Below are 15340 nucleotides of genomic sequence, written 5' to 3' on the forward strand. Positions count from 1 at the left end.
GGGGCAGGCCATCGGCCTGCTTGGCGAATGAATTCGCCCCTACAAGGTACTCACCCATCCCTGTAGGGGCGATTTCAATCGCCAAAGGGCCGCGCAGCGGCCCCGAATCATTCACCACGCACACGACGGCTCGAAGCTGTCTGCCCGCGCCATCGCCCACATGCGTTCGTAGAAGTCCGCCTCGATCTTTTCCTTGAGCAGGTCCCCTGGCTTGAGGAAGACGTGAATCTGGGAAAAGAGGCGGATTTCCTTGTCCGAGACGCGCCGCACCACATGGCGCGGTTCAAGTTGGTTGGGGTGCTCGAGGCCTGCGGCGGCGAGCATTTCCGCCAGTGCCTTGACGGTGTTGCGGTGGAACATCTGCACCCGCTGGGCTTTGTCCGGCACTACCAGGGCGCGCTGGCGCAGCGTGTCCTGGGTGGCGACTCCGGTGGGGCATTTGTTCGTATGGCACGATTGGCTCTGAATGCAGCCGATGGCGAACATGAAGCCCCGGGCCGAGTTGGCCCAGTCGGCGCCGATGGCCAGTACGCTGGCGATGTCGAAGGCGCTGATGATCTTGCCGCTGGCGCCCAGCTTGATCTTGTCCCGCAGGTTCAGCCCCACCAGGGTGTTGTGCACGAACAGCAGCCCTTCCCGTAGCGGTACGCCGATATGGTCGGTGAACTCCAGGGGGGCCGCGCCGGTGCCGCCTTCCTTGCCGTCGATCACGATGAAGTCGGGGAGAATGCCGGTTTCCAGCATCGCCTTGGCGATGCCCATGAACTCCCACGGATGGCCCAGGCATAGCTTGAATCCCACCGGCTTGCCGCCGGACAGCTCCCGCAGCTTGGCGATGAAATGCATCATCTCGATCGGCGTGGAGAAGGCGCTGTGGCGGGAGGGAGAAATGCAGTCCTCGCCCATGGGCACACCCCGGGTATGGGAGATTTCCTCGGTGACCTTGTGCTTGGGCAGGATGCCGCCATGGCCGGGTTTGGCGCCTTGGCTCAGCTTGATTTCGATCATCCGCACCTGGGGGCTGCGGGCCTGGGTGGCAAAACGTTCCGGGTCGAATTGGCCGTCGCTGGTCCGGCAGCCGAAGTAGCCGCTGCCCAGTTCCCAGACCAGGTCGCCGCCGTTTTCCCGGTGGTAGGGGCTGATGCTGCCTTCGCCGGTGTCGTGATAGAAGTTGCCGAGCTTGGCACCTCGGTTGAGGGCGCGAATGGCGTTGGCGCTGAGCGAGCCGAAGCTCATGGCCGAGATGTTGAACACCGAGGCGGAGTAGGGCTGGGTGCACTGCGGCCCACCCACCTCCACGCGGAAGCTGGACGGGTCGCTCAGCGGCGCCGGGCGCATGGAGTGGCCGATGAATTCGTAGCCGGCCTTGTAGACGTCGATCAGTGTGCCGAAGGGCTTGTCGCCGCCTTCGTTCTTGGCCCGCGCATAGACCAGCGAGCGCTGGGCGCGGGAGAAGGGCAGGCGATCGTCATCAGCTTCCAGCAGGTACTGGCGGATCTCCGGGCGGATGCCTTCCACCAGGTAGCGGATGTTGCCGAGGATCGGGTAGTTGCGCCGCACCGCATGGCGCGACTGCATCAGGTCGATCACCCCCAGCACGCTCAGGGCGCCAGCGAGCAGGGTGAAGGGCCAGACCCAGCCGTGATCCGTGAAGGGCAGGCTGAACAGGGTGAACAGCACGCAGAAGGCGAAGAAGGCGTAGCGGCTCAGTAGCGAAAGGCTCATGCGGACTCCTTGTTTGCAGGTACCCGCATAGGGTAGGCCGAACCCGTGGGAATTGCCTTGTGATGGCTCAAGACTGGGTTGTAGGAAGAGGCCGCGCCTTCGTCCGGCCACGTTTTTCTGTCGCTACAAGGAAAGCGGAAAGCGGAAAAGAAAACGGCCCGCGAGGGGCCGTTTTCGGTGGAGCGGGGTGCTTAGCCGCCGAGGTAGGCGTCGCGCACCTTGGGGTCGTTCAGCAGGTCGTTACCGCTGCCCTGCATGACGATGCGTCCGTTCTCCAGCACATAGCCACGGTCGGCCAGCTTGAGCGCCTGGTTGGCGTTCTGCTCCACCAGGAAGACGGTCACGCCGTCCTTACGCAGCTGCTCGATGATGTCGAAGATCTGCTGGATGATGATGGGCGCCAGACCCAGGGACGGCTCGTCGAGCAGCAGCAGCTTGGGCTTGCTCATCAGCGCACGGCCGATGGCGAGCATCTGCTGTTCGCCGCCGGACATCGTGCCGGCGCGCTGCTCGAAACGCTCCTTCAGGCGCGGGAACAGGTGCAGCACCTTGTCCATCTGCTCCTGATAGTCGCCCTTCTCGGTGAAGAAGCCGCCCATGGACAGGTTTTCTTCGACGGTCAGGCGGGCGAACACGCGGCGGCCTTCCGGCACGACGGCGATGCTCTTGCGCATGATGTCGTAGGACTCCCGGCCAACCAGCTCTTCGCCTTCATAGCGGATGCTGCCGCTGGCCGCGCGCGGCGAGCCGCAGAGGGTCATCAGCAGGGTGGACTTGCCTGCGCCGTTGGCGCCGATCAGGGTGACGATCTCGCCCTTTTTCACATCCATGCTGACGCCGTGCAGCGCCTGGATCTTGCCGTAGAAGGTGGAAACCTTGTCGAACGTAAGCATGGCTCAGGCCTCCCCCAGATAGGCTTTGATCACGTCGGGGTTGCTGCGGATCTGCTCCGGCGTGCCGTCGGCCAGGGGGGTGCCCTGGTTGATCACGTAGATGTGGTCGGAAATGCTCATCACCAGCTTCATGTCGTGCTCGATCAGCAGCACGGTCACGTTGTGCTCGTTGCGCAGCATGGCAATCAGCGCCTTGAGGTCGTCGGTCTCTTTCGGGTTGAGGCCGGCGGCGGGCTCGTCGAGCATGAGGATGCGCGGGCGCGTCATCATGCAGCGGGCGATTTCCAGGCGACGCTGCTGACCGTAGGCCAGGGTGCCGGCCGGGCGGTTGGCCACGTCGGTCAGGTTGACCTTTTCCAGCCACTGGGCGGCGTAAGCCATGGCCTCGCGCTCGCTCTTGCGGAAGCTCGGAGTCTTCAGCAGGCCGGCGAGGAAGTTGGTGTTGAGGTGGCGATGCTGGGCGACCAGCAGGTTTTCCACTGCGGTCATTTCCTTGAACAGGCGAACGTTCTGGAAGGTCCGCACCACCCCTTTGCCGGCGATCTTGTGACCCGGGAGGGCCTCGATCTGCTCGCCATCCAGGCGGATGCTGCCGGAGGTCGGCTGGTAGAAGCCGGTCAGGCAGTTGAACACGGTGGTCTTGCCGGCGCCGTTCGGGCCGATCATGGAGACGACTTGCTTTTCCTGTACGGTCAGACCCACCCCGTTGACGGCCAGCAGGCCGCCGAAGCGCATGGTGAGACCGCTTACTTCGAGAATCGGGCGGCTCATTGTTTCAGCTCCAGGTGGGGACGTTGCATGGGCATGAGGCCCTGCGGACGCCAGATCATCATCAGCACCATCAGGGCGCCGAACATCAGCATCCGGTACTCGCTGAACTCACGCATGAGTTCGGGGAGCAGGATCATCACCACGGCAGCGAGGATCACACCCAGCTGAGAGCCCAGGCCACCCAGCACGACGATGGCGAGGATGGTCGCCGACTCGATGAAGGTGAAGGACTCGGGAGTCACCAGGCCCTGGCGTGCGGCAAAGAAGCTGCCGGCGAAGCCCGCGAAGCAGGCGCCCAGGGTGAAGGCGGAGAGCTTGATGATGGTGGGGTTCAGGCCCAGGGCGCGGCAGGCGATTTCGTCTTCGCGCAGGGCTTCCCACGCACGGCCGAGCGGCATGCGCAGCAGGCGGTTGATCACGAACAGTGCGAGCAGGGCCAGCAGCAGGGCGACCAGGTAGAGGAAGACCACCTTGTTCACCGAGTTGTAGGCAAAGCCGAAATACTCGTGGAAGGTCTGCATGCCTTCTTCCGCACGGCGCTCGAAGGTCAGGCCGAACAGGGTCGGCTTGTCGATGTTGCTGATGCCGTTGGGGCCACCGGTCAACCAGGTCAGGTTGCGCAGCAGGATGCGGATGATCTCGCCGAAGCCCAGGGTCACGATGGCCAGGTAGTCACCGCGCAGGCGCAGCACCGGGAAGCCGAGGATGAAGCCGAAGAAGGCCGCCATCATGCCGGCGATCGGCAGGCACACCCAGAAACCCAGGCCGTAGTAGTGGGACAGCAGGGCGTAGCTGTAGGCGCCGACGGCGTAGAAGCCGACGTAACCCAGGTCCAGCAGGCCCGCGAGGCCGACCACGATGTTCAGGCCGAGGCCCAGCAGCACGTAGATCAGGATCAGCGTGGCGATGTCCACCGCGCCGCGCGAACCGAAGAACGGCCAGACCAGGGCGAGGCCGATCAGGCCGAAGAGGAACCAGCGCTGGGTCGACTGCAGGGTGAGGAAGTGGCTGGTCTTCTTCGACATGCCCGGCAGCTTGGGTGCGGAGGAGACAGCGCCCTGCACCTTGTCGCGCATCAGTTGCCAGAAGAACATCGCCACGGCGCATGCCAGGACGGCCAGCAGGGTCGGGGTGTTGGCACCGGTGACCACCAGGCCCACGCCGACGACGCTGAGCTTCAGGCCGAGGACGGGGTAGGCGACGGCCAGCACCAGAAGGGCGCTGAAAAACGCCGTTTTGAGTCGAGTATTCATACCTTCTCCACCTCCGGACGGCCAAGGATGCCGGTCGGCCGGAACAACAGGACCAGAACCAGCAGGCTGAAGGCCACGACGTCCTTGTACTGGTCGCCGAAGACGTCGGCGCCGAAGGCTTCGGCTACGCCCAGCACCAGGCCGCCGAGCATGGCGCCCGGAATGCTGCCGATGCCGCCGAGTACCGCTGCGGTGAAGGCCTTGATACCGGCGAGGAAGCCGATATGCGGGTTGATCACGCCGTACTGCATGCCCAGCAGCACCGCGGCCACGGCGGCCAGGGTGGCGCCGATGACGAAGGTCAGGGCGATGATGTTGTTGGTGTTGATGCCCAGCAGGTTGGCCATCCTGATGTCTTCGGCGCAGGCGCGGCAGGCACGGCCCAGGCGCGAGCGGGAGATGAACAGGGTGAGGCCGTACATGACTAGGAAGGTGACGACGAAGATGAGGATCTGCATATAGGAGATCACCACGCCGTCCATGCTGCTTTCACCGATGATGAAGTTGCCCGGGATCAGGTTGGGGATGGCCTTGTCCTTGGAGTCCTGGGTCAGCAGCACCTCGTTCTGCAGGAAGATCGACATGCCGATCGCGGAGATCAGCGGGATCAGGCGGTTGCTGCCGCGAAGGGGGCGGTAGGCGACCCGTTCGATGCTGTAACCGTACGCGCTTGCAACGATGATGCTCGCAGCGAAGGCCGCGAAAATGACAATCGGAAGGCTGTCCAGACCGAGCATGGTAAGCCCGGCAATCACGATGAAGGCTACGTACGAGCCGATCATGTAAACCTCGCCGTGGGCGAAGTTGATCATGCCGATGATGCCGTAGACCATGGTGTAGCCGATGGCGATCAAGGCATAGGTGCTGCCAACGGTGAGCCCGTTAACCAGCTGTTGCAGATAGTGGTAGAGATCAGGCATTCCCTAACTCCTCGGGCATCACGAAAAGCGGCGCTTGTGGCGCAGCGGAGCCCGTAAAACACGGATAAACAAAGCCCACTGCCGAAGCAGTGGGCTTTGCGTTCAGGCGGGAAGCTTATTTAGCTTCGGTCTTGGTGCCGTCCTTGTGCCACTCGTAAACCACGAAGCTGAAGTCCTTCAGATCGCCCTTCTGATCGAAGGCCAGGGTGCCGGTCGGGGTTTGGAACGAGTTGGCGCGCAGGGCAGCTGCGACCTTGGCGGTGTCGTCTTCGCCGGCTTTCTTGATGCCTTCGGCGATGACTTGCACAGCGGCGTAAGCCGGGAACACGAACGGACCGCTCGGGTCTTCGTTCTTGGCCTTGAAGGCTTCTACCAGGGCCTGGTTCTTCGGATCCTGGTCGAAGGACTTCGGCAGGGTGACCAGCAGGCCTTCGGAAGCCGGGCCAGCGATGGCGGACAGCTCTTTGTTGCCTACGCCTTCCGGACCCATGAAGCGTACTTTCAGGCCTTTTTCAGCCGACTGGCGCAGCAGCAGGCCGAGTTCCGGGTGGTAGCCGCCGTAGTAGACGAAGTCCACGCCGCTCTGCTTCAGCTTGGCCACGATGGTGGAGAAGTCCTTGTCGCCGGCGTTGATGCCTTCGAACACAGGCACCTTGATGCCCTTGCCTTCCAGGGTCTGCTTCACGGCAGTGGCGATGCCTTCGCCGTACTGCTGCTTGTCGTGGATGACGGCAACGGCCTTCGGCTTGATGTGGTCAGCGATGAAGTTGCCGGCGGTCGGGCCCTGCAGGCTGTCCAGGCCGATGGTGCGGAATACCAGTTGGTAGCCGCGGGAGGTGATGTCCGGGCTGGTGGAAGCCGCGGTGATCATCAGGACGCCTTCGTCTTCATAGATGTCGGACGCGGGCTGGGTGGAGCTGGAGCAGAGGTGGCCAACCACGTAGTGAATACCGTCGTTGACGATCTTGTTGGCAACGGCTACGGCCTGCTTCGGGTCGCACGCGTCGTCGTACACCACGCCTTCGAGCTGAGCGCCGTTCACCCCGCCGGCCTTGTTGATCTGCTCGATCGCCATCTTGGCGCCAATGAACTGCATCTCGCCGTACTGTGCGACCGCACCGGTCACCGGGCCAGCCAGGGCGATCTTGATGGTGTCAGCTGCTACGGAATAGCTGGCGACACCGGCCAGAGCCATGGCGGCGAACAGTTTGGAAATCTGCTTGGTAGCCTTATTCATAGTGCTCCACTCTTGTGTTTTTCGTTGTTGTTGTCCTGTTTGCCGAAGCTACGGGACAGGGAGTCACACCCCGCCAACGCCCCCCGGCAACTGTACCGGAACAGTGTAGATTGCTGATTTACGGCTTGAAAAGTCGGGTTTTGATGACGGAATGTTCTTGTGTCGCTTAATCGAAACAAACGTATAGAAATACGGCGTGTTGTGAGGATGGTTGGAGTCGTCGGCTCGGGCTTGTCTCAATGTTGACCGGCGCTATCATTGCGCCCCCCCAATCCATTCGTTACCAACCAACTCAATACAAGCCATGAACGATAACGCTAGCACCCTCTATGCCAAGCTGCTCGGCGAAACCGCCGCCATCACCTGGGAAGAGCTGCAGCCCTTCTTCGCCCGTGGCGCTCTGCTCTGGGTTGACGGTGCAGAAGACCTGGTGGGCGTCGCCCTGGCCGTAGCCGAAGACGACAAGCCCCAGGTCGCGGCCCTGCTGACTGCCGGCAAGCTCAGCAAGGTGGAGGAAGCCCGCGCCCAGGATCTGCTGGAGCGCGATCCCAAGCTCTGGGCAGTAGTGGTAGCACCGTGGGTGCTGATCCAGGAACGTGACGAGGCGCCGGCCCGTCACTGACGAAACTCTTGCCGGGATGCCAGGGAAGGGGTCCGGGAGAGCGCCGCGTGTCCCGCCATGCATTGGTCAGGGACGGCGGCGAAACCGGTGGGGCGAGCTAGACTGGAACCCACCTTCTTCATTTGTTGATCAACAGGGAGCGTCACCATGTTTGAACCAGGCCATGTACATCGGGCCAGCGTGCCCGGTCTGCCGGGACAGAAGTTCTCCATCGACCTTTATTACGAAGCGCGTCCGAATGCGAAGGAAGGCACCATGCTGCACTTCCGCATGGCGGGCGAAATCGACGGCAAGCCATTCTCGGAAGAGTTCGAGATGCACCGCGATACAGCGTTCAATTTCGCGGCCATCATTTCGAAGGTGGCGGTGAAGAATGGGTTGCACCCCAACACCACGCTGATCATGCGCAACCACAAGGAATACGACAAAATCTTCGAAGATATCCGCCGCGTGCTGGGCGCCGAGCCGGGCGAAGCGGTGAATTTCGACCATCTGGACAAGGACGGCGTCTGAGCCTTGTCCCCGGTGGAAATCGCATCGCGATTTCCACCTTCCCTCCTTCCCCTCGGGTCTGCCGGCCCACTGGCTGTTCTACGCAGTCACCCAGCGCTGGCGCATCCAGCCGCTCAGGGCATCCACACCCAGCACCAGGATCAGCATGGCGAGAATCACGCTGGCCGCCTGGGCTTCCTGGAACAGACTGAGACTCACGTAAAGCATCTGACCCAGGCCACCGGCGCCGACAAAGCCGAGGACGCTGGCCATGCGGATGTTGTTCTCCCAGCGGTAGAGCATGTAGGCCACCAGTTGAGGCCAGAGGCTGGGCAGGGTGCCGTAGCAGAATGCGGCGATGCGCCCACCACCATTGAGGCGGATCGCATCGGCCGGTGCCGGGGGCGTGTTTTCCAGGGCTTCGGCGAAGAGCCGGCCCAGGACACCTGCGGTGTGCAGGGCGAGGGCCAGGGTGCCGGCATTGGGTCCGAGGCCGGCGGCCAGCACCATCAACGCGGCCCAGACCAGTTCCGGCACCGCTCGCAAGGCATTGAGCAGCAGCCGCGCCGCGCCTTGGGCCAGACTGCCGAAGCGGCCGGCGGCGGGGAGGGCGATGAGCATGCCCAACAGCGCCGCCAGCAGGGTGCCGAGGGCCGACATCGCCAGGGTTTCCAGGGCGCCCCAGCCGATGGCCGTCAGATGCGGGGTGGACAGGTCCGGCTTGAGGAAGCGCGCTGCATAACTGGCCATCTGGTGCAGCGCATCGCCACGGAACAGCGCGCCGAGGTCGATTCCCAGGCCTATAAAGGAAGCGATCGCCGCCGCCAGCAGGGCCAGCAGCACAAGGATATTGCCCGGCCTCACGCGAACCTCCCCCGCAGGAAGCGGCTGAGCAGGTCGGCCAGCAACACCAGGGCGAGGAAGGTCAGCAGCATGCTGGCCACCTCACCACCCGCGAACATGCGCATGGACAGGTCCATCTGCTGGCCGAGGCCGCCAGCCCCCACGAACCCCATCACCACCGAGGCGCGGACCGCGCATTCCCAGCGATAGACGGTGTAGGAAATCATCTCCGTCGCCGCGATGGGCAGCACGCCATAGGCGAAGGCCGCCAGGCGCGGGCTGCCGGCGGCCAGCAGGGCGCGGCTGGGGCGCGGGTCCACGGATTCGAAGATTTCCGCATAGACCTTGCCGAGCATGCCGCTGTAGGTGATGGCAATGGCCAGCACCCCGGCGGTGGGGCCGAGGCCCACGGCGCGGACAAAAAGCAGCGCCCAGACGATTTCCGGCACGCTGCGCAGGAAGATCAGCAGGCCGCGCACCGGCCAGCGCAGGACCTGGGCCCACCAGGCCGGGCGACCGCCGCGGGGCAGGGCGGAAAGCGACAGCGCACGGCTGGCCAGCAACGACGCGGGCAGGGCGATCAGCAGCGCCAGGCTCATGCCGGCGGTGGCGATGGCCAGGGTCTCCAGGGTGGCGCGGCCTAGTAGAAGAAGGAACTCCTCGCCGTGCTCGGGCGGCCAGAAGGCGGAAAGGAACGGGCCCATGGTGCGGAGGTTGTCCGGGGCCAGCAGTACGGTGGGGTTCAGCTCGCTCAGGTCCAGGCCTGGCCAGAGCAGGGCGAGGGCCAGCAGGGTAAGCAGCAGCCGGGGCAGGGCCGCGGGGTCGCGGGGAGCGGATTTCAGCATCGCGGAATGTGCAGGGCGGGTGCCGACACCGGCGGTGAGGACGGCGCACTGGCCAGCTGTTCGTTTGCGTAGAGGGCGTCCAGGTCGGCTTGGGTGACCGCCTCCCGGGGGCGGTCGAAGGCGATGCGGCCCTCTCGCACGCCGATGATGCGCGGGAAGTGCGCCAGGGCCAGTTCCACGGCATGCAGGCTGGCCAGCAAGGTGACGCCGCGGCGGCTGGCATCGGCGCAGAGCACACCGAGGGTGTGGTCGGCGAGCACCGGGTCCATGGCGGAGACGGGCTCGTCGGCGAGGATGAGTTCCGGTGCCTGGTAAAGCACGCGGGCGATGCCCACACGCTGGAGTTGGCCGCCAGACAGCTGGTCGCAGCGCTCGAAGAGCTTGTCGGCCAGGTCCAGGCGCGCGAGGGCCGCAGCGGCTCCGGCACTGTCCGCCGGGTGCAGCAGGCTGATCAGTCCCTTGGCCAGGTTCCACTGGCCAAGCTTGCCGGCCAGCACCGCGGTGACCACCCGCTGGCGCGGCGGAAGGGGCGGAGCCTGGTGGACCAGGCCGATGCGCGCGCGCAGGCGCTGGCGCTGGCCAGAGGACAGCGACCAGGGCGCCGCACCGAGCAGTTGGAGCTGCCCGGTGGCGGGTTTGAGGCTGGTGGACAGCAGGCGCAGCAGGCTGGTCTTGCCGGCGCCGGAAGGGCCGATGATGGCGACCCGCTCGCCATTGGCGATGGTCAGGTCGATCCCCAGCAGTGCCGGCTGCCCATTGGCGTGGATCAGATCCACGCCTTGTAGCGATAGGCTCACTTCAGAAGGCCGGCGGAACGTGCGGCTTCCTCGATGCCCTGGTAGTTCTCGGGTTTGGTGGGGATGAAGCGGGTGGCGGCCTGCAGGTCGAGGATCGCCTTGTGCTCCGGGTTGGCCGGGTCGAGGGCGAGGAAGGCCTGCTTGATCTTCTCGGCGAGGACCGGATCGAGGGTGCCGCGTACGGTCCAGTTGTAGTCGTAGTAGGTCGGGGTGGTGGCGAACACCTTCACCTTGCTGGTGTCGACCTTGCCGGCGTCAACCAGCTTCTGCCAGACGCTGGCATTGAGCACACCGCCGTCCACCTTGCCGGCCTGGACCCAGGCCACGGTGGCGTCGTGGGCACCGGAATAGGCGACGCGGGAGAAGAACTGCTCGGGCACGATGCCGTCCTTCTGCATGAAGTAGCGCGGCATCAGGCTGCCGGAGGTGGACGACACCGAGCCGAAGGCGAAGGTCTTGCCCTTGAGGTCCTGCAGGGACTTCACCGCCGGATCGGCGCTGATGAACTTGCTGGTGAACTTCTCGTCCTGTTCACGCTGCACCAGGGGAATGGCATTGCCGGTCTTCAGGCGGGTCTGGACGAAGGTGAAACCGCCCAGCCAGGCCATGTCGAGGCGGTCGGCCGCCAGGGATTCCACCACGGCGGCGTAGTCGGCCACGGGGACGAACTCGACTTTCATGCCCAGTTGCTTCTCCAGGTAGGCACCCAGGGGCTTGAACTTGCGCAGCAGTTCGGTGGGGGCCTCGTCCGGAATGGCAGAGACTCTGAGGGTATCGGCGGCTTGGGCGACGACGGCGGAAACAGACAGGGCAATGCCTGCCACGAGGGCGAGAGAGCGTTTGAACATGGGATTCTCCGGTTCAATAGCGGAAAAGGCAGGCGGATTATAGTGACCGTTCGTTGGCATGGAAGCTTCAAGTTGCTGACCAGGCGTTTAAGATGTGCGTTTCGCCAACTGACCGGAGTCTCGGCATGACCGATTCCCTGCCTTCCATCGCCTTCGCCGGCATCGGCCTCATGGGCCTGCCCATGACCCGCCGCCTGCTCGCCGCCGGCTTTCCGCTGACGGTGTGGAACCGTTCCCCGGAAAAATGCGCGCCGCTCGTGGAGCAAGGCGCCCGCCGTGTGAAGACGCCGGCCGAGCTCTGCGCTGAAGCCGATATCGTCATGCTCTGCCTGGCGGATACCCGCGTGGTGCGCAAGGTGGTGTTCGGGGAGGGCGGCATCGTGGAAGGCGCGAAGCCCGGTCAATTGCTGGTGGATTTCTCCAGCCTGGAACCGGCGGCCACCCGTGAGATGGCCGCCGAACTGGAAGCTCGCACCGGCATGCGCTGGATGGATGCGCCGGTTTCCGGCGGCACCCTGGGCGCCGAGGCCGGCACGCTGGCGATCATGGCCGGCGGCCATGAAGACGATGTGGAGCGCGTGCGTCCTGTCCTCGCCCACCTGGGCCAGCGCTTGACCCGCATGGGTGGCGTCGGCGCCGGCCAGGTGACCAAGGTGTGCAACCAGATGATCGTCGCCTGCAACGCCCTGGTGATTGCCGAGGTCGTGGCCCTGGCGGAAAAGGCCGGGGTGGACGCCAGCCTGATCGCCCCGGCCCTGGCCGGCGGTTTCGCTGACTCCAAGCCACTGCAGATCCTCGGGCCGCAGATGGCGGAGAGCCGCTTCGAGCCCATCAAATGGCATGTGCGGACCCTGCTCAAGGACCTGGACACCGCTGTGCGCCTGTCCCGCGAGCATGATTCGGCCACGCCGCTCAGCGGCCTCGCCGCGCAGTTGATGCGCTTGCACGGCAGCCAGGGCAATCTGGAACGTGATCCGGCTACGCTGGTGGAAATGTACCGGGAGAACCACTGATGAAGATCGCCGCCAACCTGTCCCTGTTGTTTACCGACCGCCCGCTGATCGAACGGGTCATTGCTGCCCGCGTCGCCGGCTTCGATGGTGTGGAGGTGCAGTTTCCCTATGAGTTGCCGGCGATCCGCATGAAGGAAGTGCTGGAAGCGGCCGGCCTGCCGCTGATCCTGTTCAACCTGCCCGCCGGCGACCTGATGGAAGGTGGCCCCGGGCTGGCCGCAGTGCCGGAGCGCCAGGAGCAGTTCGACGACGGCCTGGAACAGGCGCTGAACTACGCCGCCATGACCCGCCCGCGTTTCGTCAACGTCCTGGCCGGACGCCAGGCCGAAGGCGTCAGCCGTGACCGCGCGCTGGCGTGCCTGGCGGCCAATCTGCGCAAGACCGCGGAAGCCTTCGCCGTGCTGCGCATCGGCGTCGTATGCGAGGCCGTCAACCCGCTGGACATGCCGGGCTTCCTGATCAACACGCCGGAGCAGCTGGACGAACTGCTGCGCGATGTCGACCACCCCAACCTCAAGGCCCAGTACGACCTCTATCACATGGCCCGACAAGGGGTGGACGCAGCCGCGGGAATCCGGTTGCTCTCCGGCCGCATCGGCCACGTACAATTCGCCGATTGTCCTGGACGCGGTGAACCGGGCAGCGGCAGCACCGATTTCGGTCCGGCCCTGCGCGCCCTCCGGGAAGACGATTACCCCGGCTGGCTGGGCGCCGAGTACAAGCCCACCGCCGTGACCGCCGACACCCTCGGCTGGCTGCCGGAGTGGAAGGCCAGGCAGGCCTGAACCAACGAACACGAATGTTGTAGGGGCGAATTCATTCGCCAGGGGTTTGCGGAGCGACCCCCCGATGGACGTCCATCGCAGGCCGTCGGCCTGCCTGGCGAATGAATTCGCCCCTACAGGAAACCAATCCGCTTGTTGTAGAGAAAACCATGACCGACCCCATCCGCCTCACCCAGTACAGCCACGGTGCTGGCTGCGGCTGCAAGATTTCCCCCCAGGTGCTGGACGTGATCCTCACCGGCAGCGGTGCGCAGAACCTCGATCCCAAGCTCTGGGTCGGCAACGCCTCCAAGGATGACGCGGCGGTCTATGCCCTGGACGACGAGCGCGGGGTGGTTTCCACCACCGACTTCTTCATGCCGATCGTGGATGATCCCTACGATTTCGGCCGTATCGCCGCCACGAATGCCATCAGCGACATCTACGCCATGGGCGGTGACCCGTTGATGGCCATCGCCATCCTCGGCTGGCCGGTGAACCTGCTGCCGCCGGAAGTGGCCCGCGAAGTGGTGCGCGGCGGCCGTTCGGTCTGCGACGAAGCCGGTATTCCGTTGGCCGGCGGGCATTCCATCGATGCGCCCGAACCCATCTTCGGCCTGGCCGTCACTGGTGTGGTGGATAAGCGCAACATGAAGCGCAACGACACTGCCACTGCCGGCTGCAAGCTCTATCTGACCAAGCCGCTGGGGATCGGCATCCTCACCACGGCGGAGAAGAAGGGCAAGCTGCGGGAGGCCGATGTCGGCCTGGCCCGTGACTGGATGTGCACCCTGAACAAGCCCGGCAGCCGTTTCGGCAAGCTGGAAGGCGTCAAGGCCATGACCGACGTGACGGGCTTCGGCCTGCTCGGCCACCTGGTGGAAATGGCCGACGGCAGCGGTCTGACCGCCCGTGTCGACTACGCCAAGGTGCCCAGCCTGCCGGGCGTCGAGTACTACCTGGAGCAGGGCTGCGTGCCCGGCGGCACGATGCGCAACTTCGATAGCTACGGCCACCGCCTGGCGCCGTTGGCGGAGGTGCAGAAGCTGCTGCTCTGCGACCCGCAGACCAGCGGCGGCCTGCTGGTGGCCGTGGCCCCGGAAGGGGAGGCGGAGTTTCTCGCCGTGGCCGAGGAACTCGGCCTGCAACTGGCCCCTATCGGCCAGCTGCACGAGCGACAGAGTCTCGCGGTCGAGGTGTTCTGATGCGCCCGGATACCTCGGATTACCGCAGCATTTTCCTGAACGATCTGCCGATGATGGATGCCCGTGCCCCGGTGGAATTTGCCAAGGGCGCCTTTCCCCACACGGTGAACCTGCCGCTGATGAGCGACATCGAGCGGCAGAAGGTGGGTACCTGCTACAAGCAGCACGGCCAGGACGCCGCCATCGAGCTGGGCCATCAGTTGGTCAGCGGCGCCATCAAGGCAGAGCGCATCGAAGCCTGGGCGGCCTTTGCCCGCGCCAACCCGAACGGCTACCTCTATTGCTTCCGTGGCGGCCTGCGCTCGCAACTGGTCCAGCAGTGGCTGAAGGAAGAGGCCGGCATCGAGTACCCCCGGATCAAGGGCGGTTACAAGGCGATGCGCACCTTCCTGCTGGAAACGACCCAGGAGGCCGTGGAGCAGTGCGACTTCGTGCTGGTGGGCGGCTTGACCGGTACCGGCAAGACCGACGTGATCGCCCAGCTGGCCAACAGCCTGGACCTGGAAGGCCACGCCAACCATCGTGGCTCCAGCTTCGGCAAACGTGCCACGCCGCAGCCGCCGCAGATCGACTTCGAGAACGCACTGGCCATCGACATCCTCAAGAAGCGGGCCGCCGGCATCGACCAGTTCGTACTGGAAGACGAAGGCCGCATCGTCGGCAGTTGCTCGGTGCCCCTGGAGCTGTACCAGGGCATGCAGCATTTCCCGCTGGTCTGGCTGGACGACGCCTTTGAAGACCGGGTTGAGCGCATCCTGCGGGACTACGTGGTGGACCTCTGTGCCGAGTTCATCGCCACCTTTGGCGACGAGCACGGCTTTTCGCGCTTCGCCGCACGCCTGCGCCAGAGCCTGGCCAACATCGTCAAACGCCTGGGCGGAGAGCGTCACCAGCGCATGTCCGCACTGATGGAGCAGGCCCTGACGGAACAGGAAACCACGGGCAAGGTGGACCTGCATCGCGCCTGGATCGAAGGGCTGCTGCGCGAGTACTACGACCCTATGTACGCCTTCCAGCGCGACAGCAAGGGCGACCGTATCGAATTCGCCGGGGAGCAGGCGGCGGTGCTGGAGTACCTGCGCCAGCGCAAGTCCGCTCGCCGCTGACGGCGG

16 protein-coding genes are annotated in these 15340 nt (G+C 64.8%); 6 read left to right on the plus strand and 10 right to left on the minus strand.

From position 1 onward, the window contains the following. Window positions 1–111: 111 nt before the first annotated feature. The 6 genes from TQ98_RS07250 to TQ98_RS07275 form a co-directional block, all read right to left on the minus strand. Window positions 112–1725: an FMN-binding glutamate synthase family protein gene (locus TQ98_RS07250; RefSeq protein ID WP_044871570.1), complete on the minus strand. Its 1614-nt coding sequence runs from the start codon at window positions 1723–1725 to the stop codon at window positions 112–114. 191 nt (window positions 1726–1916) lie between these two features. Then, window positions 1917–2618, minus strand: coding sequence for an ABC transporter ATP-binding protein (locus TQ98_RS07255; protein ID WP_044871569.1), 702 nt, complete (start codon window positions 2616–2618; stop codon window positions 1917–1919). Between the two features lie 3 nt (window positions 2619–2621). Next, on the minus strand, window positions 2622–3389 hold the full coding sequence (gene livG, locus TQ98_RS07260) for a high-affinity branched-chain amino acid ABC transporter ATP-binding protein LivG (RefSeq protein ID WP_044871568.1): 768 nt from the start codon (window positions 3387–3389) through the stop codon (window positions 2622–2624). Further along, a complete protein-coding gene (locus TQ98_RS07265; RefSeq protein WP_044871567.1) occupies window positions 3386–4642 on the minus strand; it encodes a high-affinity branched-chain amino acid ABC transporter permease LivM in 1257 nt (418 codons plus the stop codon). Before TQ98_RS07265 ends, livG begins: the two co-directional genes overlap by 4 nt. Next, window positions 4639–5562, minus strand: coding sequence for a high-affinity branched-chain amino acid ABC transporter permease LivH (gene livH / locus TQ98_RS07270; RefSeq protein WP_044871566.1), 924 nt, complete (start codon window positions 5560–5562; stop codon window positions 4639–4641). The genes TQ98_RS07265 and livH overlap by 4 nt, the downstream gene beginning before the upstream one ends. 115 nt (window positions 5563–5677) lie before the next feature. Further along, window positions 5678–6799, minus strand: a complete 1122-nt coding sequence (locus tag TQ98_RS07275) for a branched-chain amino acid ABC transporter substrate-binding protein (protein ID WP_044871565.1) — start codon at window positions 6797–6799, stop codon at window positions 5678–5680. A 304-nt stretch (window positions 6800–7103) separates the two neighbouring features. On the opposite strand from TQ98_RS07275, the gene TQ98_RS07280 reads away from it, so the two are divergent. Together TQ98_RS07280 and TQ98_RS07285 are read left to right on the plus strand one after the other, a co-directional pair. After that, the gene (locus tag TQ98_RS07280; RefSeq protein WP_044871564.1) at window positions 7104–7421 is read left to right on the plus strand and encodes a DUF2288 domain-containing protein; all 318 of its coding nucleotides are present in this window, start codon (window positions 7104–7106) and stop codon (window positions 7419–7421) included. A 147-nt stretch (window positions 7422–7568) separates the two neighbouring features. Beyond that, a complete protein-coding gene (locus TQ98_RS07285) occupies window positions 7569–7934 on the plus strand; it encodes a DUF5064 family protein (protein WP_044871563.1) in 366 nt (121 codons plus the stop codon). Between the two features lie 78 nt (window positions 7935–8012). On the opposite strand, the gene phnE is transcribed toward TQ98_RS07285, so the two are convergent. The 4 genes from phnE to TQ98_RS07305 are packed head-to-tail and all read right to left on the minus strand — an operon-like array spanning window position 8013 to window position 11246. Continuing rightward, window positions 8013–8777, minus strand: a complete 765-nt coding sequence (phnE, locus tag TQ98_RS07290) for a phosphonate ABC transporter, permease protein PhnE (protein WP_044871562.1) — start codon at window positions 8775–8777, stop codon at window positions 8013–8015. Continuing rightward, window positions 8774–9601 (minus strand): ABC transporter permease, encoded by an 828-nt coding sequence (locus TQ98_RS07295; protein WP_044871561.1) that lies wholly within the window; start codon window positions 9599–9601, stop codon window positions 8774–8776. The genes phnE and TQ98_RS07295 overlap by 4 nt, the downstream gene beginning before the upstream one ends. Next, window positions 9595–10398 (minus strand): ATP-binding cassette domain-containing protein, encoded by an 804-nt coding sequence (locus TQ98_RS07300; protein ID WP_044871560.1) that lies wholly within the window; start codon window positions 10396–10398, stop codon window positions 9595–9597. The genes TQ98_RS07295 and TQ98_RS07300 overlap by 7 nt, the downstream gene beginning before the upstream one ends. Next, the gene (locus TQ98_RS07305) at window positions 10395–11246 is read right to left on the minus strand and encodes a putative selenate ABC transporter substrate-binding protein (protein WP_044871559.1); all 852 of its coding nucleotides are present in this window, start codon (window positions 11244–11246) and stop codon (window positions 10395–10397) included. Before TQ98_RS07305 ends, TQ98_RS07300 begins: the two co-directional genes overlap by 4 nt. Before the next feature lie 125 nt (window positions 11247–11371). On the opposite strand from TQ98_RS07305, the gene TQ98_RS07310 reads away from it, so the two are divergent. The 4 genes from TQ98_RS07310 to mnmH all read left to right on the plus strand — a co-directional run bounded on the left by TQ98_RS07310 (window position 11372) and on the right by mnmH (window position 15334). After that, a complete protein-coding gene (locus tag TQ98_RS07310) occupies window positions 11372–12259 on the plus strand; it encodes an NAD(P)-dependent oxidoreductase (protein WP_044871558.1) in 888 nt (295 codons plus the stop codon). Next, on the plus strand, window positions 12259–13044 hold the full coding sequence (locus TQ98_RS07315) for a TIM barrel protein (protein ID WP_044871557.1): 786 nt from the start codon (window positions 12259–12261) through the stop codon (window positions 13042–13044). The genes TQ98_RS07310 and TQ98_RS07315 overlap by 1 nt, the downstream gene beginning before the upstream one ends. Before the next feature lie 149 nt (window positions 13045–13193). Then, a complete protein-coding gene (gene selD / locus TQ98_RS07320) occupies window positions 13194–14228 on the plus strand; it encodes a selenide, water dikinase SelD (protein ID WP_044871556.1) in 1035 nt (344 codons plus the stop codon). After that, a complete protein-coding gene (mnmH, locus tag TQ98_RS07325; RefSeq protein WP_044871555.1) occupies window positions 14228–15334 on the plus strand; it encodes a tRNA 2-selenouridine(34) synthase MnmH in 1107 nt (368 codons plus the stop codon). The genes selD and mnmH overlap by 1 nt, the downstream gene beginning before the upstream one ends. Window positions 15335–15340 lie beyond the last annotated feature (6 nt).

Source organism: Pseudomonas sp. LFM046 (assembly GCF_000949385.2).
GTDB lineage: Bacteria > Pseudomonadota > Gammaproteobacteria > Pseudomonadales > Pseudomonadaceae > Metapseudomonas.

Excerpts from the sequence above, each read along its gene's own strand:
- TQ98_RS07315 (WP_044871557.1), top strand. The coding sequence starts at position 12,259 with ATGAAGATCGCCGCCAACCTGTCCCTGTTGTTTACCGACCGCCCGCTG.
- TQ98_RS07275 (WP_044871565.1), bottom strand. The coding sequence starts at position 6,799 with ATGAATAAGGCTACCAAGCAGATTTCCAAACTGTTCGCCGCCATGGCT.
- TQ98_RS07250 (WP_044871570.1), bottom strand. The coding sequence starts at position 1,725 with ATGAGCCTTTCGCTACTGAGCCGCTACGCCTTCTTCGCCTTCTGCGTG.
- TQ98_RS07310 (WP_044871558.1), top strand. The coding sequence starts at position 11,372 with ATGACCGATTCCCTGCCTTCCATCGCCTTCGCCGGCATCGGCCTCATG.
- livH (WP_044871566.1), bottom strand. The coding sequence starts at position 5,562 with ATGCCTGATCTCTACCACTATCTGCAACAGCTGGTTAACGGGCTCACC.
- TQ98_RS07265 (WP_044871567.1), bottom strand. The coding sequence starts at position 4,642 with ATGAATACTCGACTCAAAACGGCGTTTTTCAGCGCCCTTCTGGTGCTG.
- TQ98_RS07295 (WP_044871561.1), bottom strand. The coding sequence starts at position 9,601 with ATGCTGAAATCCGCTCCCCGCGACCCCGCGGCCCTGCCCCGGCTGCTG.
- TQ98_RS07285 (WP_044871563.1), top strand. The coding sequence starts at position 7,569 with ATGTTTGAACCAGGCCATGTACATCGGGCCAGCGTGCCCGGTCTGCCG.
- livG (WP_044871568.1), bottom strand. The coding sequence starts at position 3,389 with ATGAGCCGCCCGATTCTCGAAGTAAGCGGTCTCACCATGCGCTTCGGC.
- TQ98_RS07255 (WP_044871569.1), bottom strand. The coding sequence starts at position 2,618 with ATGCTTACGTTCGACAAGGTTTCCACCTTCTACGGCAAGATCCAGGCG.
- selD (WP_044871556.1), top strand. The coding sequence starts at position 13,194 with ATGACCGACCCCATCCGCCTCACCCAGTACAGCCACGGTGCTGGCTGC.
- mnmH (WP_044871555.1), top strand. The coding sequence starts at position 14,228 with ATGCGCCCGGATACCTCGGATTACCGCAGCATTTTCCTGAACGATCTG.
- TQ98_RS07305 (WP_044871559.1), bottom strand. The coding sequence starts at position 11,246 with ATGTTCAAACGCTCTCTCGCCCTCGTGGCAGGCATTGCCCTGTCTGTT.
- TQ98_RS07280 (WP_044871564.1), top strand. The coding sequence starts at position 7,104 with ATGAACGATAACGCTAGCACCCTCTATGCCAAGCTGCTCGGCGAAACC.